This is a genomic window from Acinetobacter higginsii (assembly GCF_000369525.1).
Classification (GTDB): domain Bacteria; phylum Pseudomonadota; class Gammaproteobacteria; order Pseudomonadales; family Moraxellaceae; genus Acinetobacter; species Acinetobacter higginsii.
In genome coordinates this window covers 2,259,396-2,282,948 of sequence record NZ_KB850072.1, presented here as the reverse complement: position 1 = coordinate 2,282,948, position 23,553 = coordinate 2,259,396, and the positions used below count along the sequence as shown (strand labels likewise).

Annotated in this window: 14 protein-coding genes; 9 read left to right on the top strand and 5 right to left on the bottom strand. The window is 42.4% G+C overall.

Going from position 1 to position 23,553, the window contains the following annotated elements:
• The first annotated feature begins 31 nt into the window (after window positions 1–31).
• Window positions 32–907 (top strand): metal-dependent hydrolase, encoded by an 876-nt coding sequence (locus F902_RS16850; protein ID WP_005205296.1) that lies wholly within the window; start codon window positions 32–34, stop codon window positions 905–907.
• A 21-nt stretch (window positions 908–928) separates the two neighbouring features.
• On the opposite strand, the gene F902_RS16845 is transcribed toward F902_RS16850, so the two are convergent.
• The gene (locus F902_RS16845; RefSeq protein ID WP_004805327.1) at window positions 929–1,555 is read right to left on the bottom strand and encodes a TetR/AcrR family transcriptional regulator; all 627 of its coding nucleotides are present in this window, start codon (window positions 1,553–1,555) and stop codon (window positions 929–931) included.
• Window positions 1,556–1,682: 127 nt separating this feature from the next.
• Between F902_RS16845 and F902_RS16840 the strand changes: the two genes are divergently transcribed.
• Genes F902_RS16840 through F902_RS16830 form a run of 3 tightly spaced genes read left to right on the top strand, consistent with a single transcriptional unit; the run spans window position 1,683 to window position 4,982 of the window.
• Complete coding sequence (locus F902_RS16840; protein ID WP_004805328.1) at window positions 1,683–2,522, top strand: SDR family oxidoreductase; 840 nt, start codon at window positions 1,683–1,685, stop codon at window positions 2,520–2,522.
• Between the two features lie 12 nt (window positions 2,523–2,534).
• Window positions 2,535–4,022 carry a flavin-containing monooxygenase gene (locus F902_RS16835; protein ID WP_005205294.1) on the top strand — a complete coding sequence of 496 codons (1,488 nt, stop codon included), beginning with the start codon at window positions 2,535–2,537 and terminating at the stop codon, window positions 4,020–4,022.
• A 36-nt stretch (window positions 4,023–4,058) separates the two neighbouring features.
• On the top strand, window positions 4,059–4,982 hold the full coding sequence (locus F902_RS16830; RefSeq protein WP_005205292.1) for an alpha/beta hydrolase: 924 nt from the start codon (window positions 4,059–4,061) through the stop codon (window positions 4,980–4,982).
• Between the two features lie 227 nt (window positions 4,983–5,209).
• On the opposite strand, the gene adeC is transcribed toward F902_RS16830, so the two are convergent.
• From adeC to F902_RS16810, 4 genes are read right to left on the bottom strand one after another with little or no spacing between them, the layout of a single operon-like run.
• Window positions 5,210–6,643, bottom strand: a complete 1,434-nt coding sequence (gene adeC / locus F902_RS16825) for an AdeC/AdeK/OprM family multidrug efflux complex outer membrane factor (protein WP_005205290.1) — start codon at window positions 6,641–6,643, stop codon at window positions 5,210–5,212.
• The gene (locus tag F902_RS16820) at window positions 6,640–9,723 is read right to left on the bottom strand and encodes a MexW/MexI family multidrug efflux RND transporter permease subunit (RefSeq protein WP_005205288.1); all 3,084 of its coding nucleotides are present in this window, start codon (window positions 9,721–9,723) and stop codon (window positions 6,640–6,642) included. The genes adeC and F902_RS16820 overlap by 4 nt, the downstream gene beginning before the upstream one ends.
• 12 nt (window positions 9,724–9,735) lie before the next feature.
• Entirely contained in the window at window positions 9,736–10,839 is a 1,104-nt protein-coding gene (locus F902_RS16815; RefSeq protein WP_005205286.1) for an efflux RND transporter periplasmic adaptor subunit, read from the bottom strand.
• Window positions 10,836–11,264, bottom strand: a complete 429-nt coding sequence (locus tag F902_RS16810) for a DoxX family protein (RefSeq protein ID WP_005205285.1) — start codon at window positions 11,262–11,264, stop codon at window positions 10,836–10,838. Before F902_RS16810 ends, F902_RS16815 begins: the two co-directional genes overlap by 4 nt.
• A 319-nt stretch (window positions 11,265–11,583) precedes the next feature.
• On the opposite strand from F902_RS16810, the gene soxR reads away from it, so the two are divergent.
• The 5 genes from soxR (at window position 11,584) to F902_RS16780 (ending at window position 23,553) form a co-directional block, all read left to right on the top strand.
• Window positions 11,584–12,066: a redox-sensitive transcriptional activator SoxR gene (gene soxR / locus F902_RS16805; protein ID WP_005205283.1), complete on the top strand. Its 483-nt coding sequence runs from the start codon at window positions 11,584–11,586 to the stop codon at window positions 12,064–12,066.
• A 278-nt stretch (window positions 12,067–12,344) separates the two neighbouring features.
• The gene (locus F902_RS16795; protein WP_005205282.1) at window positions 12,345–14,585 is read left to right on the top strand and encodes a TonB-dependent siderophore receptor; all 2,241 of its coding nucleotides are present in this window, start codon (window positions 12,345–12,347) and stop codon (window positions 14,583–14,585) included.
• 311 nt (window positions 14,586–14,896) lie between these two features.
• Window positions 14,897–18,091, top strand: coding sequence for a type VI secretion system Vgr family protein (locus F902_RS16790; RefSeq protein ID WP_005205281.1), 3,195 nt, complete (start codon window positions 14,897–14,899; stop codon window positions 18,089–18,091).
• A gap of 19 nt (window positions 18,092–18,110) precedes the next feature.
• A complete protein-coding gene (locus F902_RS16785) occupies window positions 18,111–23,147 on the top strand; it encodes an RHS repeat-associated core domain-containing protein (protein ID WP_005205279.1) in 5,037 nt (1,678 codons plus the stop codon).
• Window positions 23,137–23,553: a hypothetical protein gene (locus tag F902_RS16780; protein WP_004805350.1), complete on the top strand. Its 417-nt coding sequence runs from the start codon at window positions 23,137–23,139 to the stop codon at window positions 23,551–23,553. The genes F902_RS16785 and F902_RS16780 overlap by 11 nt, the downstream gene beginning before the upstream one ends.

The following is a 23,553-nucleotide window of genomic DNA, read 5'->3' as shown; positions in this document are numbered from 1 at the left end:
ACCCAAGGTCTTGTAGATAAGGAGTTCTTTTATGCGCGGATTCATCAAACAAAACCATCACATTGTTCCTCGACGTCCCGTATTTGATTTTACAGAAACACCGAGCCATTGGATTTATGATGATCCTTTGGCATCGCAGATTCTTAATGTCATCAACCCAATTACCCCCGCACCTGAACGCTGGTTCTGTCAGACCTTCAGAGATGCACTGCCACTAATCCAGGATGAACAGTTAAAAGCAGCAGTCATGGCTTTTATTAAACAGGAAGGGGCACACAGTCATGGCCATACCTTGGGCACGCGACATATTGAGGCCTTGGGGATTGATCTGAGTCAATATAGTCAACTGATGAACTGGATCTTTCATGACATGCTGGGGCAGAAGCCATTTGGTTATGAACTGCGTCACTCTACTTTGAAATTGAGATGGTTACAGACTCGTCTTGCCATGGTTGCCGCTGCAGAACATCTCACGGGCGTATTAGGGCATTGGGTACTCAATGCACAAGGTTTACAACAAGCACCTGTCGATGAGGAAATGCTACGTCTATTGCAATGGCATGGTGCCGAAGAAGTAGAGCATCGTGAAGTCGCCGATGCCATGTTTCGGCATCTCAGTAATAATATGCTGCTGCGAACAGCGACGGCTGCTGTTACCTTTCCTTTATTTATTGTATTGGCCTATGTGGCTGTGGAAACCTTGGTTGCCAAAGATCCACAATTACCGCAGCGTTTTCGTTTTAAAGATTATTTGCGTGCTGCCCGACAGGATCGCGTACCGCGTGTGGGTGATGTCTTGGCTGCTTGCTTACGCTATTTTAATCCCAAACATAGTCCATTACATGAAGGGTCAACACAACAGGCATTGGCCTATTTAAATCAAATGCCAGCATTTAAGCCAGCATAAATCACAAGCCAAAGTTGAGTTTTAAGCGATGCCCGCCATCATCATTTGAATTGCAGCATCGCTATATTTTTTTAACAGATTGGCATCTTCAGGTGCAGATAAGAACTTAAATGCGCCAGCGATAATCATGCCGACAATGGCATGTCCTGTCATTTCAGTATCCAGATCAGCTTTTAAATAACCGCACTTCACTCCATTTTTTAAATAGTCTGCAGTGAGTAGCCCCCCAAGGTGCAGCAGGTTATGCACTTGGGCGGTCATTTCTTTATCAATTGAGGTCGCTTCAAGCAAAATCAAACGAACCGCACGTGGATTGTCTTTGGCAAATTCCTGAAATTTACTGGAAATCCTTTCGCATTGGATGCGATAAGCCTCCAGTGTGGATACCGCATCTGGCGCATTTTCATCGGCCAATAAGGCGGTTATTTTGAACATAGTATCGACAATGACTTTATCCAGAATGTCTCTTTTATTCTCAAAATGACGATAGAAGGTGCCATGACCAATACCCAGTCTTTTGGCAATGTCAGAGATCGCAGTTTGATGATAACCGCGTTCAGAAAACTCCAAAAAAGCAGCTTCAATAATTTCTGCTTGTAATTGAATACGTTGGCGTTCAGCACGCGAGAGAGTTGTTTGATCATTCATGCTAAAAATTTTATCAGAACTTTATCGGAAATACGATAAAACAAAATCAACTAAAATTGACACTTCATTCCGTAAGTGACATTATGTTCCGAATTGATGGTTTTTTGACTGGCGAAAGGAACTGGACATGGGAAAAAAATACAGTTTTTTAAACAAAGTGGTGTTAATTACAGGTGGCGGGCGAGGGATTGGTTTAGCCACTGCCGTTGCCTTTAGAAAACTCGGCGCCAAAGTGGCAATTGGCGATATTGATCTGGAGTTGGCTCAGCAAGCTGCCACAAAAGTGCAAGGCTTTGGCGGCTATTTGGATGTACGTTCACAGAACTCATTTCATGACCTCATTGCGCAGATTGAAAAGCAATTGGGTCCCATCGATATCTTGGTCAACAACGCTGGCATTATGCCAATGGGGGCGATGGTCGAGGAAAGCCAAGCCATTACCGATGCGCAAATTGATATCAATTTACGTGGAGTGATTCATGGTATGAAAGCGGTATTGCCCAAAATGCTGGAGCGACAAACAGGGCATATCGTCAATGTGGCTTCGCTAGCAGGTAAATATCCGATTCCGGGTGCCAGTATTTATTGCGCGACCAAATTTGCTGTGGTGGGTTTAACCGCATCGATGCAACAAGAGCTGAGAGACACGCCGATTGGCTTATCGGCAGTGCTACCATCCAAAGTCTTGACTGAGTTGTCGTCTGGAACTGGAGACAGTTTGCCGATTCCGACGGTAGAACCCCAAGATGTGGCGAATGCGATTATTCAAGCCATCGCACATAATCTGGCTGAAATTGCGGTGCCGAATTATTTAACCCATACCCCGAAAGCCTATGGATTGGTCCCGCATTGGCTGAATACCGGCTTCCGAAAACTGATTGGGGATGACCGTATTTTAAAAGGCTTGGATCAGAATGATCGCAAAGCATATAGCCAACGTTTAAGCCAATTGGCACAGACAAAATAAGGATTAAAACTCATGGCGAAGATTGAAAAATTTCATGTGGTGATTATCGGGGCTGGCTTTGCAGGGATTGGAGCCGCCATCAAACTACAACAAGCGGGTTTCACGGATTTTGTGGTCTTGGAAAAAGCCAATGAAATTGGCGGTGTCTGGCGTGCCAACACCTATCCGGGGTGTGCTTGTGATGTGCCCTCGGCGTTATATTCCTATTCTTTTGCACCGAATCCACAATGGAGTCGGGTGTTTGCGCAGCAGCAAGAAATTAAGACCTATATACAAAATGTTGCACGCCAATTTGATGTGAAAAAGTATGTGCGCTTTGGCTATGAAATGCTGGAAAGTGCTTGGGATGATCAGGCCAAACATTGGGTGGTGAAAACCAATCAAGGTCTCATTCATGCCCGTTTTGCGATTATGGCGGGTGGGCCAATGCATCAACCTGTATTGCCTAGGATTAAAGGTTTAGAGACATTTAAAGGGGCTCAGTTCCACTCGGCAGAATGGAATCATGATGTTGACTTAAATGGTAAAAAGGTTGCCGTTGTTGGTGCAGGTGCATCTGCAATTCAATTTGTACCTGAGATTCAAGCCCAAGTGGAGAAACTCACTTTACTGCAGCGGACCCCACAATGGGTATTGCCAAAAATGGATCAAAGCCTACCAAAACTTGCTCAGGCACTGTTTAAAGTACTTCCAGTCACTCAGCGTTTGACCCGTTATGGCGTTTATGGCGTATTTGAATCCTTAAATTCCAGTATGCACCATCCAAAACTGGTCAGCCAGATTGAACGCTTAGCCAAATTGAATATTCGCTTAGGGGTGAAAGATCCTGCGCTACGAGAAAAACTATTGCCTGACTTTACCATCGGTTGCAAACGGGTATTACAGTCCAATCAATGGTATCCAGCATTGGCAAAGTCGAATGTAGAGGTATTGCGTTGTGGGGTGGAAGAAGTGCATGGCAATACTTTGATCGCCAGTGATGGATCGCAACATGAGGTCGATGCGATTATTTTTGGTACAGGCTTTGAAGTCAGTAATCCGCCAATTGCCAAACAGATTCGTAATAAACATGGTAAAAGCATGGACGAAGTATGGCAAGGCAGTGCCCAAGGCTACCTTGGTACGGTGGTCGAAAGCTGCCCAAATGCCTTTGTCATGTTTGGTCCTAATATTGCGGTCAGCTCATCGGCACTCATCATCATTGAAGCACAATTGGCATATATCTTGGATATGCTGAAAAAAGTACAGGCGCAGCAGATTGAAACTGTTGAAATTCGTGCTGAGGTATTGCAGCAATACAATGATGAAATCCAAGCGGCATTAACGAATACGGTGTGGAATACCGGTGGATGCAGCAGCTACTTTATCGATCGGAATGGTCGTAACAGTACTTTATGGCCATGGACCACCTTTGAGATGCGTGCTCGCTTGGCACAATGCGATCTGAATGATTATGTACTTGGTTTTACTGAGTCTGAATCTGAGAAAAAAGCCAGTTAAATGATGACTCGGTGATGCCATGAGTAGGAGGGCAGGATGCAGCAACAGATAATCGAAACAGGCGTGAAATTGGGCTTGCGATTGAGTTTTAAGTTGGCCAGTGGTTTGGCTTTACCTTTTCCGATCTTGCGTGGCGCAATGGAGCTTGGCTCGCGTATTTTTAAACCCAGAGCCGATGTTTCTATACAACAGATCAAATTGATAGATGCACGGGATCAACGTATTGTTCCCGTCGAAGTGGCAAGGCCTGCGGGTGAGGTGCAAGGGGTATTATTGCATTGTCATGGAGGCGCTTTTTTTGCAGGTTCATCACGAACCCATCGCGCACTGTCTACCGAATTGGTTGCACGGGCCAAGGTCAAAGTATATATGCTGGATTATCGACGTGCGCCTGAACATCCTTATCCTGCGGCATTGGAGGATGTGAGGTCGGTCTATCAACATTTACTGAGTGATGGCTGGACGCCTGAGCAAATTATTTTGGGTGGAGATTCTGGTGGATGTGCTTTGGCCTTAGCATTCGCGGTGGAATTAAGAGAGGCAGGGCAGATTTTACCTGCTGGGATGATCATGATTTCGCCCTATGTGGATATTACTTTGAGTTCAGCTTCGGTATTTAAAAATGCCAAACGAGATCCGATGATTCGTGCTTATGCTTTAAAACGGGGTGGGGATGGATATCGCGGGCAATTACGATCTAATGATCCACGTATTTCACCTATTTTTGCTGATTTAAATAGTCTTCCACCGCTATTGATTCAAGCAGGCAGCGAAGAGATTCTCGTGGATGATGCGATCAATCTGGCTGAGCGTGCCCAACAATCAGGTGTGCAGGTTCATCTGCATGTCTATGAAAATATGTGGCATAACTTTCAGATGTTTAATCGCTTTGTGCAAAAATCTGAACAGGCATTAGATGAGATTGGTGACTTTATTCAAGCGACATTGGCAAAGACATAAGCTTCACGTTCTAGACTTTTGAAACGGTTCATTTTAATTTTTAACATTTATATAAATTGCTGATTGATCTTAAAAATAGGCAGTCGTACAAGTATAAGAAATAAAACATTAGCTCAATTGGTTTATATGCTGCTCTTTTTTGTTCTGGTTGTTCGCCAAGTTTATCTTTGTTTGGTTGGATGAGGTTTTAACAACAGCCATAGCCATTCTTAAAACCCCTGTGATGATTATTGTGTTAAGCCTCCACCCAATACTTTGTATAGCTCAATCTGATTGTTGAGCCGTGCCTGTTCCAGTAATAACAAACTTTGCTCAGCAGCATAATGAGAGCGTTGTGCATCCAAGACACTTAAATAACTATCAATCCCTGCACGAAAGCGGGTATTAGACAGTTTATAGTTCCGATTGGTCGCATCGACTAAGCGTTGTTGTGCAGTAATCCGTTCATCCATATAGGCACGTGCGGCAAGGCTGTCATTGACTTCTCTAAAAGCAGATTGAATGGATTTTTCATAATTCGATAGTGCGATTTGCTGCTCGATTTTTGAAATCTTAAGATTGGCCTGACGGGTGCCCCAGTCAAAGATCGGTAGATCCAGACTCGGGCCAATCGACCAGACTGCATGACCAGATTTAAACAGATCACTGAGTTGAGTCGATGCATAACCCGCTGAGCCTATTAATCGAATGCTAGGAAATAAGGCCGCTTTGGCAACCGCAATATTGGCACCTGCTTCGTGCAATTGATATTCAGCGAGTTTGAGGTCAGGGCGATGATTCAGTAACTCACTGCTTAAACCTGTGCTTAAAACTGCGTTGGTACTGATGTTTTTAACGGGTTGTTGTGGCAAGAGGTCTACAGGAAGCTGTTGTCCCACCAACAGATTAACTAAATTTTGTGCCTGCATCACCCGCGTTTGGTAGTTGGCCGCATCATGACGTGCAGTTTCGACCGAGATCTGTGCCTGACGCAGAGGAATTTCACTGTCAGTGCCCGCATTGAAACGTTTTTGATTGAGCTGATAGGCATTCAATTGTGTTGAAAGGGTCTGTTGGGCAAGTTTTAACTGTGCATGGGCAAAGGCATAATCCAACCAAGCTTGGCTGACTTGACTCACCAAACTGATTTGCATGGCATCACGCGCACTTTGGGTCGCCAGATAACGATCTAGTGCTGCATCTTTCAAATTGCGAACCCGTCCCAAAAAATCCAGCTCATAAGCCGTCAAGCCGAGACCAACTTGCAAGCTTGAACTGGGGTTGTTTGGATCTAAGGTGGGCGAGACTTGGCGAAGCAGCTCTGCACGGCCAGCAATCATTGGAAACTGATCATTTTTCCTGATTTGATAGTATTGCTGTGCGCGCTGAATATTCAGGCTGGCGCTGCGTAAATCACGGTTATGATTGAGGGCTAGTTCAATTACCTGCACCAAACGTGGATCAGCAAGAAACTGCTGATAGCCTTGGGATGCAATGGAACTGCCTTGAATCGAATGATCATAACTGTTCGGAATATCAACACTGACGATCGGTAGTTGTGGTTTAAGGTTTTGGCAACCACTCAGTGACATGGCCAAAGCTGCCATGATGAGTCCAGTGCTGATCATCTGCTTGTATGAATGATGCTGGGAGCTTTTGGTGAAGACTGGATCGTTATTCATGCTTGAGACTCCATCGCATCAATTTTCTGTAGTTCCTGTACACGGGCCGAACTTTGGTTATGTTGACGTGCCAGCAGACTATAAATGGTGGGCAATACAAACAGGGTGAAGAATGTGCCAATCAACATACCGCACACAATCACCAATCCAAGACCAAAACGGCTATGTGCGCCCGCACCTGTGGCAAACAGTAGTGGAATAAGACCAAACACCATCGCTGCCGTGGTCATCAGAATCGGGCGTAAGCGAATTTGCGCTGCTTTAAGAATGGCGGCCTGTTTATTCAGTCCTTCATGCAGCTGCAACTCATTGGCAAATTCAACCATGAGGATGCCATGCTTACTAATCAAACCGATCAGGGTCACCAGACCAATTTGGGTATAGATATTGACGGTGGCATAACCGAGTGCCAGAGGAATCAAGGCGCCGCAAATTGACAGGGGCACAGTAATTAAGATAATGAACGGGTCGACCAGACTTTCATATTGCGCGGCCAAGACCAGATAAATCACCACCAATGCCGCCAAAAATGCAAACAACAGCGTATTGCCTTCCTGCATATACTGACGCGCATCGGCTTGCCAGTCATGGCTGAAACCTGTCGGTAACTCAGTCGTGACTTGTTCAAGGAACGCTAAAGCTTGGCCGAGAGAAACACCAGGCGCAGGAATGGCTTGGAAAGTTGCGGCGTTCTGTTGGTTAAACTGCGTGAGTTTATTTGGCTCGACCTGTTCATTCAGACGGACCACAGTAGACAATGGAATCAATGTTCCCTGATCGGTGCGTACAAATTGCTGGGTCAACGCTTGTGGGACCAGACGCTGGCTTTTGATACTTTGTGGAATCACATCATAAGCACGGCCTAACATACTAAAACGATTGACATAGTTTTCACCTACGAGGGTCGCCAGTGCTTCGCCGATGTCCTGCATACGGATACCCAAGCTATTGGCTTTGGCACGATCGACTTCAATTTTCAGCATTGGATTATTGAAATCCAGATCACTGTCTACCACCACAAACAAGCCACTTTCACGAGCTTTTTGTTTGATATTTTCCATGGTTTGATAAATGGTGGCATAGTCTTGGGCACTACGCAGCACCATTTGTACAGGTAAGCCACCTGTTGAACCGGGCAAAGCTGGATTTTGGAATACGAAAATACTGGTACCTTCAACAGCACCGACCTTGGCTTGCAGCTCCTGTTGAAGTTCATCGGCAGAGCGCGTACGTTCAGCCCAGGTGGATAAGGTAGTGCCCCCGAAACTGGCTGCTGGGCCATCCGTACCATTAATAATCCATGTGGTGCTGGTTTCAGGCAGCCTCCAGAACACTTTATCCAACTCATAGTTGAAGTGTTCGGCATAGTTTAAGTTGGCATGTTGTGGTGCCTTAATTGCGGTCAGAACACTGGCTTGATCTTCCAGTGGGGCCAATTCTTTTTGTGGGAGTTGATACAGAAAAGGCAGGCTGGCAAAAACAGCAATGGCAAAGACCACCGTCATCCAGCGATGCTGTAATGAAAATTGCAGTAAGCGGTGATAGATATGGGTTAAACGTTCAAAGAACCATTCAGCAGCTTTGGCCATTCGGCCTTCTTCCTGCTTGGATTGCAGCAGATAAGAACTCATTACAGGGGAGAGGGTGAGGGCAATAATCCCTGAGACCAAAACTGCACCCGCCAAGGTCAGTGCAAACTCCTTAAATAATGAACCCGTTAGTCCGCCCATCAGACCAATCGGCGCATAGACCGCAGCAAGGGTAATGGTCATGGCAATCACGGGACCTGCGACTTCGCGTGCACCGACCAGCGCAGCAGCGATGGGCGATAAGCCTTCTTCAATATGGCGGTGTACATTTTCCACCACTACAATGGCATCATCCACCACCAGTCCAATGGCCAGTACCATCGCCAATAAGGTCAGTAAGTTAATGCTAAAGCCAAAAATCAGCATCAGGCCTAAAGCGCCCAGCATTGACAGTGGAATTGTCACCACAGGAATCAAGACACTACGGAGTGAACCTAAGCACAGATAGATCACAGCAATGACAATGATCAGGGCTTCGATAAAGGTATGTAGTACTTCATCAATCGAAGCATCAATAAAACGTGCCGTTTCATAGGCTAGATTGGCTTTGACACTCGGCGGTAAGTTTTTTTGTATCTCAGGCAATTTATCCTTAATACCTTGAACAATGACGAGTGGATTGCCTGTTGGAGTCGCCTGTAAACCAATAAAAATTGCGGGTTGCCCGTCCATCGAGGCACTGGTTTCGGTAGATGCTGCACCGAGTTCAACCGTGGCGACATCCTGCAAGCGAATCAGGTTCTGCCCATCATTACGGATCACCAGATTTTTAAAGTCCTGAATACTGGTTAGCTCGGTTGACACGTTGACATTGGAAACCACCAATTCACCTTTGATTTGGCCGGGCGCGGCTTGGTAGTTGTTTTGACGAATCGCACTGGCAACATCGGCAGCGGTCACACCCCGACTGGCCAAACGGTCTGCATCTAGCCAGATTCGCATGGCAAGGCGTTGGCTACCATAGGTCTGAACTTTTGCCACGCCTTCAATGGTGGATAGCATGGGTTCGACCACCCGTGATAGATAGTCGGTCAGCTCGGGCATAGACAGCTGTTCACTGGAAAAGCCGATATAGGCCACGTCGGTCGATTCGCCTGAGGAGCGTTCAATCACAGGGTCAAATGCCTGTTCTGGCAATTTGTAGCGAACTTGATTGACCTTGGCCATGACTTCGGTCAGGGCTTGAGTGGAGTCTCGGTTGAGTTGCATACGTAAGGTAATGACACTGCGGCCTTGTACTGAGGACGAACTGAGGTAATCAATACCTTCAACCGAAGAGACCGCTTGGGCAATTGGTTGCGTGACAAAACCTTGCATCAATTCAGCTGATGCACCCGGATATTCAGTACTGATACTGATGGTTGAACTTTCTAATAAGGGATACTGACGAATCGGCAGTTTATTCAGTGAGAATAAACCTGCCAATAAAATCAGGGTGCTGACTACAAGAGCCAGTACAGGGCGTTTTACAAAAAGATCGGTAAATTTCATCTGAGTGTCTCCCTAAAGCTTGGCTTTGGCTTGGGAAGATGAAGTTTGCTCTAGGCTATTCACCGTCGGTTCGATTTGCATGCCATCACTAAGTCGAACTTGACCTGAAACCACCACTTGGTCACCAGCTTTAATACCCGATTGTACTTCGACCCAACCTTGATGACGTTCGCCGAGTTCGACCGCAACACGTTGTACCGTTTGTTTTTGTGGCTCATGTTTCACCAGAAAAACGGTGTTGCCATAGGCGGTATAAGTAATTGCAGTTTCAGGGATGACCAAACTGGGTAGATTGGCTTCCTGTATTTCTATTTTTGCGTACATGCCTGGTTTTAACTGTTGATGTTGATTATTGAGCAGTGCCTGTCCGGTCATGGTTCTGGATTTACTCACCATCGGATCAATCGCATTCACTACGGCAGAGAAACTTTGTTCGGGAAAGGCATCTATTTTCAGTTGAACGGCTTGGCCGGTTTTTAAGCGCGCCGCCAGTTGTTCATCCAGTGTGAAATTGGCAAGCAGTTGCTGTGTATCGACCAGATTGGCAATACTGGTGCCTGCTTCAAGATATTGCCCTTGATGCACTTGGCGAATCCCGATCACGCCAGAGAAGGGTGCACGAATGGATTTCTGTTCAATCAGTGCTTGCAGTTGCTGGATTTCTGCACGGGTCATATCTCGGTCGGCCAAGGCTGTATCCATTTCAGCGCGTGAAATCGCATTGCTATCAATCAGTTGTTTGGTACGGTGATAGGCCATTTCTGCCTGTTTTAACTTGGCTTGTAGCCGTCCTAAATTGCCTTGCTCGACATTGGTTTTCAGTTGAACCAGTAATTGTCCCTTTTTGACGGATTGTCCTGATTGAAAATAAATCTGTTCAATCACGCCAGTCGTTTCAGCAGAGACTTGAACTTGTCTTATCGCTTCCAACTCGCCAATACTGGACAGAATACGCGGTGTGACTTGTTGTTTGACTGTTGTCAGCGCGACTTTGACGGGTGGATAACTGTAGCTGGAAGCATTCTCTGTGGAGCGGGATTTAAAATAAACATAAGCGGCTACAGCAATCACAATTAAAATACTGATAATCAGCAAAATACGCAGTTTGGTTCTCATGCGATCACTCCAACCTCTTGCAGCTGTTGACGAAAATGGCTGGCAATAGCCGTACCGATTAAGCCACCAATCACTGAAATGTGTTCAAGTGCAAAATACAGCGCGATTTGTGCTTGTCCCCCAGACATATTCCAAAAAGTATGTACCAGTACAATCGTAACCCCTAAAAAAACAGAGAGCAGTGCTGCACCCAACCAAAGGTAGCGATCAAACAGAATGCTATAAGCACCCGCAAGTAAAATCAGTGCCGAGGCATAATTAAACAGCCATGCAGGTTCTAAGCCTGCAGCTTGCATTTCCTGAAAGCCTGCATCGACATCCAGCACTTTGCTCAGACCCGAGCTAAAAAATAACAGTGCCAGACAACACCGACTAATGATCCATAACCATTGGCTTTCTAAACTTAATTTAATGAAGTACGGCATAGGCGTATTTCCTGAGTAGATTCAGACTGACTGCTGAAAAACATTAAAAATGAATTGCTTAATTGCATTTGATAATGCAGTGCCAAGCAGTCTAAAACCTCAAGTTATATTGAGGTCAATGGGGTGAACTCGAAAATTAAAGTGTGGAAACAGGCATTTTTAGCAGGAGTGTCAGCACAATTTCTGTCGATACTTCTGTATTTTTTATGAGGCTGGATTTAAGCAAATGGCTTGTTTTGACTCATGCTACAAGGCTTTAAATTGACAAATCGTGTTGCCATACACTATAAAACCTAAAGTAATCTTGAGATATTGAACCATGACACTCGAACGAAAAATTGATATCAATCGGATGCTGACGGTTGGGGAAGTTGCCAAGCGAAGTGGTGTCGCGGTTTCAACCTTGCATTTTTATGAGTCTAAAGGATTGATTAAAAGTATTCGAACCAATGGCAATCAACGTCGTTATCCTTTGGCTGTACTGCGCTATATCGGAATTATTAAGGTTGCGCAAAAAGTTGGGATTTCGTTGGAGGAGATTAAAAAAGCGTTGAGTGTTTACCCGATAGGCAGCAAGTTAACGGCTGAGCAGTGGGCAGAGTTATCCACTTGTTGGCGTAAGGACTTGGATGAGCGAATCCAGAAGCTGACTCGTTTAAGAGATGAAATGGACTGGTGCATTGGCTGCGGGTGTTTGTCTTTGGAACAATGTCGTTTGCGTAATCCAGAAGATATTCTGGCAGAGCAAGGCTCAGGTCCACGTATTCTAGAGCGCGAGGATGATTCAATAATAGAATTTTAAGTAATTGAAAAATAATAATTATAAATAGTATTTAAGCTTAGCTCCATTTAAGACTTTCAAGCTGCTTTTGTGTTGCGCGTTGTCGTGCTTGAAAAAATGCAAGTACGCTATTTATGCATACTTCTTGATCTATCAATAAAATGATCAATGACAGCCATCGAGGCTTGCGCCAATTTTTACCTGAAATCAAATAAATATTAAGCAATTGTGAATTCTGCATTTATTTTTGTATTGATATTGATAATAATAATGATTCTTATTTAATTAATTGCAGCATTATGAACAATCAGCTTAAACAATCTGCTTTAAATATTGCGATAAAATCGATTCTGATTTTCGGGGCATTTTCACATCACGCTTGGGCGCAAGAACAGGGCGCAAACGTACTCCCAACCATCAAAGTTGCAGCCGAGGATGAAAAAACAGAAGGTAGCGAAAGCTTTCAAGCGAAATCATCTCGTACATCATCCAAGCTAAAACTTTCCTTAAAAGAAACACCACAATCCGTCAGTGTCATTACGCGGGAACAGATTGAGCAACGGAATCTGAATATTATTGATGATGTGCTTGCGGCCACGCCAGGGGTCACAGTCACTAAAAATGATAGTGAACGCTCAAATTATTCTGCGCGAGGCTATGCGATTAGCAACCGTCAAATTGATGGCATGCCAATTGGCGAGAATAGCCCACGGGTCGATAGTTTTTTCTTTGACCGTATTGAAGTCGTGAAGGGGGCAACAGGTTTAACAGGATCTACGGGAAATCCATCTGCCACCATTAATATGATTCGGAAACGTCCTGCAAAGGAACTGACAGGCTCGGTTGCCACCTCATTTAGTCGCTGGAATACCATTCGCAATGAGGCGGATGTTTCAATCCCTTTGACGGCTGATGGCAGTGTGCGCAGCCGTGTGATGGCCGCACGTCGAGAGGGAGAATCCTATATGGATTATTACTCTCTGGAAACCTTGGCGGCGATGGCGATGGTTGAAGCCGATATCACGGACAAATTAACAGGCAGTATTGGTTTTCAATATCAAGACAACCAACCACGTGGTTCAACGTGGGGGACCGTTCCCTATTGGAATCAGGACGGTTCGCTGGCCAATTTACCGCGCAATTTCAGCTTGGCCAATCGCTGGAATACCATTAGCCAAAGTGACAAAACCGTATTTGCTGATTTGACCTATAAATTTGAGAATGACTGGATGATTAAGGCAGCAGCCTCACATTCATTATCCAAAAGTTTTTGGTTGATGTCTTATGGCGGTTCTGGTTTTCCTAATCAAAATGATGGAACTGGCGTTGGGGTTTGGTCAACAGTATATCCAACATCTGATTCTAAAAAGACCAGCTTAGAGTTATTCGCCAGTGGGCCGTTTAAATTATTTAATCGTGAGCATGAATTGGTGATTGGTGGAAATGGCTTTGATCGTTCTACAGATAGCCCGGGTGGAGCTATTGACGGTATTGCCAGTAATCAATTGACTTGTACCAAGAAAGTGAACGGGGTAACGCTACCTTCTAATAATATTGGTGATACTTGTGTGATTAATGATTGGCGTACATGGAATGGTAATACAACACCTAAACCAGGCTACACGGTTATTCCTTCGACTAAAGATGCAAAACAACGTAATTATGGTGCATACAGTACCTTAAAGCTAAACCTAACAGATGATCTAAAATTGATTGTCGGGGGACGTTATAGTGATTATTCGGCAACGAATGGTACCAAGAGTGATGTGAAAACCGATGCTTTCACACCTTACTTTGGTACCACTTATGCGATTAACGATATTGTCACTGCCTATGCCAGTTATACCGATATGTTTAATCCAAGCAGCCAGAAAGACCGCAATAACAGTTTCCTAGATCCTGAAACCGGTAAAAGTTATGAGGTGGGTTTAAAAGCCAGTTTATTGGATGACCAACTTTTGGCAACCGCTGCTGCGTTCTGGTCGAAAAAGGAGAATGTTGCAGTTCGTGATGAAGAGGCGATTGCAGCAGGTATTAAAACCGATGATGGCGGTGACCCAATGAAAGCTTCGGGTGAAGGCCTAAAAATTGAAGGCTTTGAGCTGGAAGCCATCGGTCGAATCACACCGACTTGGAATATTACGGCAGGTTATACCTATGTGAACAGTATTAGTTCAGAAACTGTGAAGGCTTCAACAACCCTTCCTCAGAATCAAGTCAAAATTTACACCAATTTCAAACTCCCTGAACAGCTCTGGGACGGCGCCAATAAGTTCAATATTGGCTTTGGTGTGAATTGGCAAAGTGAGGTAGTAAGTAAGTCGACCAGTGCACCTAAAAACTCTGATGGCTTTGTACGACAAGATGCTTACTTCTTGGCAAGTGCCAATATGGGCTATACCTTCAACGAGTCATTCAGTGCAAACTTACAAGTGAATAACTTATTTGATGAAAAATACTATCAACAGGTCGGTTTCTACAATGGTGTTTATTGGGGCGAACCACGTAACGTAACTTTATCGTTACGTGCCAAATTCTAAACCGCAGAAAATAAACTTTTAATCGTGAATAAAGGCCTAACGATCAGAATAGGCCTTTATTCAAAAGATTTTTTAGATGCCATAGGTGCAAGTTGCAGCAACGCTTATTATAAAAATAGCTAAAGTGAATCAAAGTATTTTAAGTAAAAAACAATCTAACTCAAAAGTATAAATTTAATCGCTCCGATTCAGTAATATAAAGCGAACAAAAATGTGACGTAAATTGTCATAAATAGACGGTTCTGTATGGACAGTAAAACGATATTTTGAGTAAAATGCGCTAAATTTAAGCAGATAATCTATAAAAAAAGATGGCGAATAATATCTTTCAAGCTTTAGAAAGCTTGGGCCTGACAGCACAAAAACGTGCGATTCACGCTCAATTTTCAAACACATCTTTAAATAATCAAGTTTTCTTACAGCGTATTGAGGGTCTGCATCAGCTCAATCATGGCCTTGACCTACAATTACTCTGTCTTTCGACCAATGCAGTCATTCCTTTAAAAAGCTTTATTGGCAGTCAGGTTGCCATTGATATTGTGACCGATAAAGCAGAGTTAACACGTATCTCAGGGATTATTACCCAAGCCGATATCGGCGCCAGTGACGGTTCGCTGACTATTTATCGTTTAGGTGTACAAGACCCGACCGCCTTGTGGAAGCAGCGTCGTAATAGCCGTGTTTTTATGGCGAAATCTGTTGTGGATGTTGTGCAGACTATTTTTTCTGAATGGCAGCAACGGAGCCCTTTATTTGCTTCCAGTCTAACTCTCGATAAAAGCGGACTTACTAAGGACTACGACGTCAGGCCGTTCATCATGCAACATAATGAACGAGATTTTGACTTTATTCAAAGGCTTTTGGCTTCGGAAGGCATTAGTACTTTAATTGATGAAGCACAGCTGAAAGTATCCAGTTCAAGTGAACAGATTCAGCCGCAGAAACTCAGACTCATCGATGACAATAATCAATATAAAGCCCTAGAGCGCCGTCATATCCGCTTTCATCGCAGCAGTGCAACCGAAACACAGGACAGCATTACGGCATTTGTGGCACAGCGTTCTCTGCAACCAAGTGCGGTACATGTACAGCGTTGGCAAGCCGATGCCTTAGAACAAGAAGAAGGCGCAGGCAGTGTTCAGAGTAAACATCAGCATAGCGATCTACATGATAACCAACAGCTTGCATTAGAACAGGCGTGGCATTTTTCCCCTGCTTGGATTCAGGATTTAAAGGGGGAGGATGGCGCCACCAAATCGGGCAATGCTCAAATTGAAAAACTGAATCAGAACTTAAGCCAGTATCATGATTCACAGGCCAAGCAGTTTATTGCGACATCGACTGTTCGCGATACCCCAGTGGGCTATTGGTTTGAACTGAATGAACACCCTGAAATTGATCAGCATGATGGCGCAGACAAAGAGTTTCTGATCAGCTCAAAAACGTTCTATAACCAAAATAATCTACCTAAAGATTTAACGGATCAAGTTGCAGCTTTGCTTCAACAAAGTAATTGGCAAAGTAGTCCTTTTCAGCATGCGGTCTCTGATGAACGTCAAGCCAATCAACTGACATTGCAACGACGTAATATTGGTTTGGTTCCTGAGTATAACCCGTTACAACATCGACCTGTGACACATCCACAACGTGCCAAAGTGGTGGGGCCAAGCGGTGACGAAATTTATGTGGATGAATGGGGGCGGATTAAAGTTCGCTTCCTGTTTACCCGAGCAGATGACCACAGTCATGATAGTGGGGCAGGTGCCAATGACAATGATACTGACTCTGCATGGGTGGACGTATTAACGCCGTGGGCAGGTGAAGGCTACGGTGCACGATTCTTGCCGCGGATTGGTGAAATCGTAGTGATTGATTTCTTTGATGGCGATATTGATCGGCCCTTTGTGGTTGGGCGGATTCATGAAGCACAGCGTAGTCCGACCAAGTTTGATGACGCAGGCAAGTTACCTGATACCAAGAAACTGGCAGGCATTAAATCCAAAGAATACCAAGGTGACGGTTTTAACCAACTACGTTTTGATGACACCACGGGACAAATCAGTGCGCAACTACAAAGTAGTCATGCCGCCACTCAACTGAATCTGGGTAAACTCAGCCATCCAAAAGATAAAGCTGAAAGCGAAGATCGGGGTGAGGGCTTTGAACTACGGACCGATCAATGGGGTGCAGTGCGTGCAGGCAAAGGTTTACTACTTAGTACCCAAAAGCAGGATCAGGCCCAAGGGGAGCATCTTGATGCCGAACCTGCCAAGCAACAGCTAGAAGGCAATCAAAACAATGCTAAGGCTTTAAGTGAAGTCGCCAAAAATCAACAAACTGATGAAATTGAGTCTTTAGAACAGTTAAAAGAATTTGCAGAACAGATTGAAGCAAAGATTGCCAAATTTAATAAAGCGTTGTTGTTGCTTCATTCGCCAGCAGGTATTGGTCTAAGCAGCAATGAAGATATTCATGTGTCTGCAGATGGGCAAATTAATCAGATTGCAGGCGATAGTATTAACCTAAGCACGCAAAAGAATCTGATTGGCCATGCGCAAAATCGAATCAGCCTGTTTGCTGCTCAGAATGGGATTAAGCAAGTGGCTGCCAAAGGCAAGTTTGAGGTTCAGGCTCAGTCAGATGGGTTGGATTTGCTCGCCAAACAAGGCATCCAGATCATTTCTACTGAAAGTCAAATTCAAATTAGCAGCCCGAAAGAAATTGTGATTACCGCAGGCGGTTCTCAAATCAAGCTGAATGGCTCAGGTATTTTTCCTGTGACGGGAGGCAAGTTTGAGGTGAAGGCGGGGCAGCATTTGTTTATGAGCGGCTCAAGTGTTAGTACTCAATCCAGTTTGCCACCGCCACCAAAACGTGGACAAGGGGTACTGGAGTTGCTTCACGATTACAAACATGGCGAATTTGTGAAACAGGGTGGCTATCAGGTCATTGATTCACTGGGGCAGCAGTTTTCTGGTCAGTTGGATGATAAAGGTTTTGTACGGGTTTCTGGACTGGCAACGGGTGCAGCAAAAGTTGTATTTGAAGATGATAAACGTGATCCGTGGGCGGAATCCAGTGACTTTAAACGCCCGCCAATGTGGCCAAATGAAAATGACCCTGATGCACAAACCTTATTGGGCAAAGCAGAAACAGGTCTAAAAAATGCAGTTAGCAGCGCCAAGAATGCTTTAGGTCAATCCTTTACCAGTCCTTCTTCAGTGTTAAAAACGCTTGAGACTGCAAAGCAGTTGAAGGAGGGTGGAGCAAAGGCTTTATTGCCAATGCTACAGCAGGGAGTGGAATCGCAGTTAATAGATCAAGTTACTGGGCTGACCTCAAAAGGGTTTAGCAACACTCAGCAAACAGGCCAAGCTGTAATCAATGGACTCAAGAACACTATTTCAGAACAACCTATTAATCCATTACGTCAGTATATTCGAGCAAAAGATACCGAGACTGATCAAAATCGTAAATTAGATACGATGAATATGACGTTTAAATAAGTTTAGAGAATTACAAAGAATGACGACCGCATCTAGAAATACTGGAAATACATCTACACAGAATAAAAGCACGAGAACAGGCACTGGGAAAGTGGCTATTGCTCCTGTTAATACAATTAAGCTAGCTGACGTTAATGCTGGAACTCAAAAAATCAACCAATGGCTGAAAAAAAACACTGGCGATATGGTTGATTTAGATACACTTAAAATGGTTGCAGGATCATTACCTGTAATTGGTAACATTATTGCACTTACAGATGCAGTTTATGATGTTATCGAGATTACAGGGAAAGCAAATCCTGGTTTTCCAGATTGGTTAAATTTAGGGATTGATTTAGTTGGAGTGATTCCTCTTCCACCTGGATTAGCCGCTTCTCGTATGGCATTAAGACCTGCGTTAAAAACTTTGAAATCAAAAAATCTAGCTAAGCAGATTCCAGACACGATAATTGAATTGCTGACAATTCATGTAAATGAGCGCGTAGCAGGGGAATTGAGTCAGTTTGCTGAAAAAGCACAGCCTCTTGTAAAAAAAACGGTTGATGACTGTGGTAATAAAGCCAAAGAGTTAGGAAATAACTTTGCTGATGGTATGAGCAAAATATTGACAGGAAAGCTATTTAGCACAGGTCAAGATATTAAAAATGCAAAATCAAGTTTATCTAAAGTAGGGGAAAATGCTTTAAGAAATCCATTTAAAGCATTTTCTCATGGCGTTGATTTTCTAGCCAGCGTAGGTTCAGCAGGAGCAAAAGAATATGGAAATATGGGAGCAAAAGTTGCCACCTCATTTTTAGATTCTAAAACAAAAAATCAGGTTAATAAACAAATCGGTAATTTCAGAAAGTTTAGTAATACTGTACCAACTAGACTTGCCCCTTTAGCAGATCCTAGTACTGCCATGAGTTTTTCATGGTTATTACAAAACTTAATGGTTGCTGCAAAAAAATATAAATCAAAGCAAAAGCATACAGTCCCAATTAAAGATAAGCAGGTTACTAGTAAAGAGAAAAAAAGAGCAAATGGGGAGCTGGAGACAATACAAAATCAGAAAAAGCCAAATAATAATCCAAATACCAGTTGTGAATTAAACACAAACGGCGCTAAAGCTAATCCAGCTAAAAAAGTAAGCAAAACGTCGAACAGTATTACTTATGCTTTGGGAACTGAGTTTCTGACTCATATTGATGCATATGAGTCCTCAATATCTAGTTTTGTACTATCAAGAACTTACGCCTCCAATTTATATCAACTTGATCATGGTGAATTTGGTGCTAGATGGCTAACACCATTCACCACTCGGATTATTCCAAAAACAGAATATGTAGAGGGTTCAGAAGAGCAGCAAGGGTATATTAAAGAATTAAAAGGATTTCAATACATTGGTACTGATGCAAGACCAATTGCATTACCTGATATTAAAGTTGGAGAGAGTATTCACGATCAACAAGAAGGGTTTTACTACAGTATTATCTCTGACAATCTAAAAATGATTTCTTTTGGCTTAGATGAAAAACATTTATTCGAAAAATATCTGGATGGCTATCGATTATCAGTAATTGAATATAAAAATGGGGTGACTGCTGCTATCCGTTATGACCATAAAATTGAAGAAAAATCATATATTTCTGACATTTTAATCAAGCATAAAGATCAACAGTTATTGCATGTTGCTTTCGGGGTTGATTCTGATGGACGTATTATAGATGTTTGGACTGTTGAAAATGGGCAGTTAAAGCGACCATTAGCTAGCTATAACTATAATGAAAAAGGCGAGTTAGTAGAGGCAATTACTGAAAATGGTTCAGCTTATAAATATCAATATGATCATCATTTACTAACAAGATATACCGACTTAACTGGTCGAGGCATGAATCTTGAATATGATGGTATAGAACCTATTTCTAAAGCCTTTCATGAATGGGCAGATGATGGTAGTTCTGATGTACGTTTAGAATGGGATGAAAATATTCGTTTGACCTATGTGATTGATGCCTATGGGAATGAGACCGAATATTATTATGATATTGAAGGGTATACTTATCGAATTGTCTACCCTGATGATTTAGAAGAATGGTATTTCAGAGACGAATGTAATCGTGTTGTCCGCCATATCGATACTGATGCTGCAACGACTGAATACGAATTTGATGATAATGGTAATTTAATAACAGTTACTCAAGCTGATGGAGCAACTGTTTATTATGATTATGATGATAAAGATCAAATGATTGGTATGGTTGATGCTGTAGAGGGACGGTGGTTTAGAGAATATGATGGACAAGGTAATATTGTCAAAGCAATTGACCCATTAAAAAGAGAAACCACGTATAGCTACAATGCTATGGGCCTACCAACTCAAATCACTGATGCAAAAGGTGGTACGAAAAAACTTAAATATGACAATTCAGGTAATTTAGTCAGTTATACAGACTGTTCAGGTAAGGAAACCAAATGGGAATATGATTCGCGTGGACGTGTGAAGTCTGTAGAAAATGCTTTAAAGGATAAAGTTGAATACTTTTATAGTGAATTTACAACTGAAGAGCGTCGACCTAGACTGAAAGGATTACCTTTGAATGCTTTTGGCCAGTTAGACAAAATTAAGTATAGTGATAGTTCAGAAGAATATTTTATTCATGACGCAGAAGGCCGGTTACTGGCTCATATTGACTCGAATGGTCTGCAAACAAAATATGAGTATGATGCTGCCGGTTTAATTTCATTACGTATAGACCCGCAGAATTATAAAATTAAATATCAATGGGATAAATTAGGTCGTCTTAAACGTTTAACCAATGAAAATGGTGCTCATTTTGAGTTTTTCTATGATGTTGTGGGTCGATTGATAAAAGAAATTGACTTTGATGGAAAAGAAACTATTTATGAATATGAAGAAACGAATGGTCAGTTAAAAACAAGTATTGAAGTTGCGATGAGTTATGGCCAAAGTCTGACTGATAGAGCGGTTTCAAAAGATCGTATTCAACAATTTGTGCTGGATCGTATGGGGCGATTAGAACAACGTATTTCTGGCTACGGGCATGTTGGTCAACAATTAGAAGATATTCAGGTTGAAGAGTTTGCTTTTAATAGCCATGATCAAATTTTACTAGCAAAAAATTCGGATAGTAAAGTTGAGTGGTTCTATGATCTCGCTGGAAATTTGGTAAGAGAACATATTCAAGATTCTAAGACAGGTAAAACGGCAGTATGGAAACATGGCTATGACGAGTTGAATGATCGTGTTAAGACCGTTAGGCCAGATGGACAAAAAATTAGCTGGTTAACTTATGGTACAGGACATGTATATGGCTTAGTCTTAAACGGCAAAGATATTGTTAGCTTTGAACGAGATGATTTACACCGTGAAATTGCTCGACATTATGCAAATAGTTTAAGTCAATCTGAACATTATGATGAATTAGGAAGGTTAAGCAGCCAAATTATTGTAAATGACCACGAAAATGGTTATAGCGTATCTGATAGTCAAAAAAATAATGCATTGAAAGAAACTCAGCAGTTATTAAGTCGTATTTATCAGTATGATAAAACTGGTCATTTATCTCAAATTCATGATACACGACGTGGCGATATTCATTATAAATATGACCCGTTAGGGCGATTGCTTGAAGCAACAAGTAAATTGGGTAAAGAAATATTTAGTTTTGATCCTGCAAGTAATATTCTGAATCCTTTCAATCAGAAATTCGACGATAACTTCACTGGATCATATCAAGTAACGACAGACGGTTATCGACACAATCATTTAGTAAACAATGTTGTTAAAGATTATTTAGAACAGCAATACCAATATGACGCTTATGGGCAACTCATTAAACAAAAAACAAGAACAGGTGATCTAAGCCTTGTTTGGGATGTCTTAGGACGTTTAATAAAAAGTCGCAATACACAGTTTACAGCTGAATATCGTTATGATGCGATGGGAAGGCGTCTAACCAAGCAAAGTAAACATCACCATACAGGGCATGAACAACATATTGTTTATGGATGGGATGGAGACACACTTGCTTATGAATCAGATGGAAATGCTACTCGACACTATATTTATGAAAAAGATAGTTTTATTCCTCTGATTCAAGCCGTGCATACTGGAGATATTCAATTACATTCTACTCCTGTGTGGAATGATAAATATAGTTTTAATCGAGACCCTCTATGGACGAGTAATCAGCAAAGCCAAGGTTTTAATGATATTTGGTTTTATCATTGTGATCATTTAGGTACCCCTCAGGAGATGAGTGATTCACAAGGTCAGATGATCTGGAAAGCTCAATATAAAGCATGGGGTGAATGCAAAGCAGAAAAGTCAGAATCTAACTTTTTTGAAAATAGTGAAATCATTACAAACAATATTCGCTTTCAAGGGCAATATTATGATGAGGAAACTGGTCTCCACTACAATCGACATCGTTACTATTCGCCTTATGTAGGCCGATTTATTTCTAAGGATCCTATTGGTTTACTCGGAGGACATAATGTCTATGCTTATGCCCCGAATCCAGTGGAATGGGTAGATCCGAGAGGATTAACGAAAAGAAAAAGTGGTAAAACTACGGGAAGTGGAGGTGCTTCTAAGAAAACTCACCCATGTCCGAAAAAAACAGATCCTTGTGATGGTAAAGATCCTTCAAAAACAGCTCGATCATGGCAAGGATCAAAACCTTATACTGGTATTGATGCATATAAAAATGTAGTAGTAAAAAAAGGTACTGTACTGTACACGTTATATCCGCATGGCGATGCTCCAGGAAATTATCTTGCTACATCACCTGATGTATTAAAAGCAGGTACTGCTAGAGGTTATAATGATGCTGTTCAAGTTGCGCATAAAGGAAATTGGAGTGACCCTAGAGCAAGAGATATGCGAACACAACTACATGCTTTTATTGTTACTAAAGATACGTGTGTGGCTAAAGGTAGAACAGCTGCAAATCCTCATTTAGGCGCAGGAGGCGGAACGCAATACTTTATCGAAAACTCAGATAAAAAGAACTTGCTTTCTACTGGGAAAATTATTAAATATGATAGGTAATAAGTTGAATTTAAATATTTTATTTGATCGAAAGATTATAAAAGGTGATAATTTTTCCCTTGATTTTGATGTTGAAAATGAGAGGGGGAAGATTAGTTCTAATTTAGGAAATGAAGATGCTTTAGATAGTCTTATCTATTTAAGTGATAAAGTATATGTGAAAATACTTAGTGAACAAGAAAGAACTATTTATATTTTATTTAATACGCCTGAGTTCTTTGAGGCTAATTTACTTCACTCAAAAATTTTAAAAAGATTTAAGAAGAAGTATAAATTTAATGATGAAGATTTTATTGTTATTCATCCTGCGAGAGTTGCTTTGAAGCAAGATAAAACGAAATGGAATAAAGTTGAATTCACTTATGATCCCAAGCAGGGAGATATATCTTTAATACTTGAATATTAA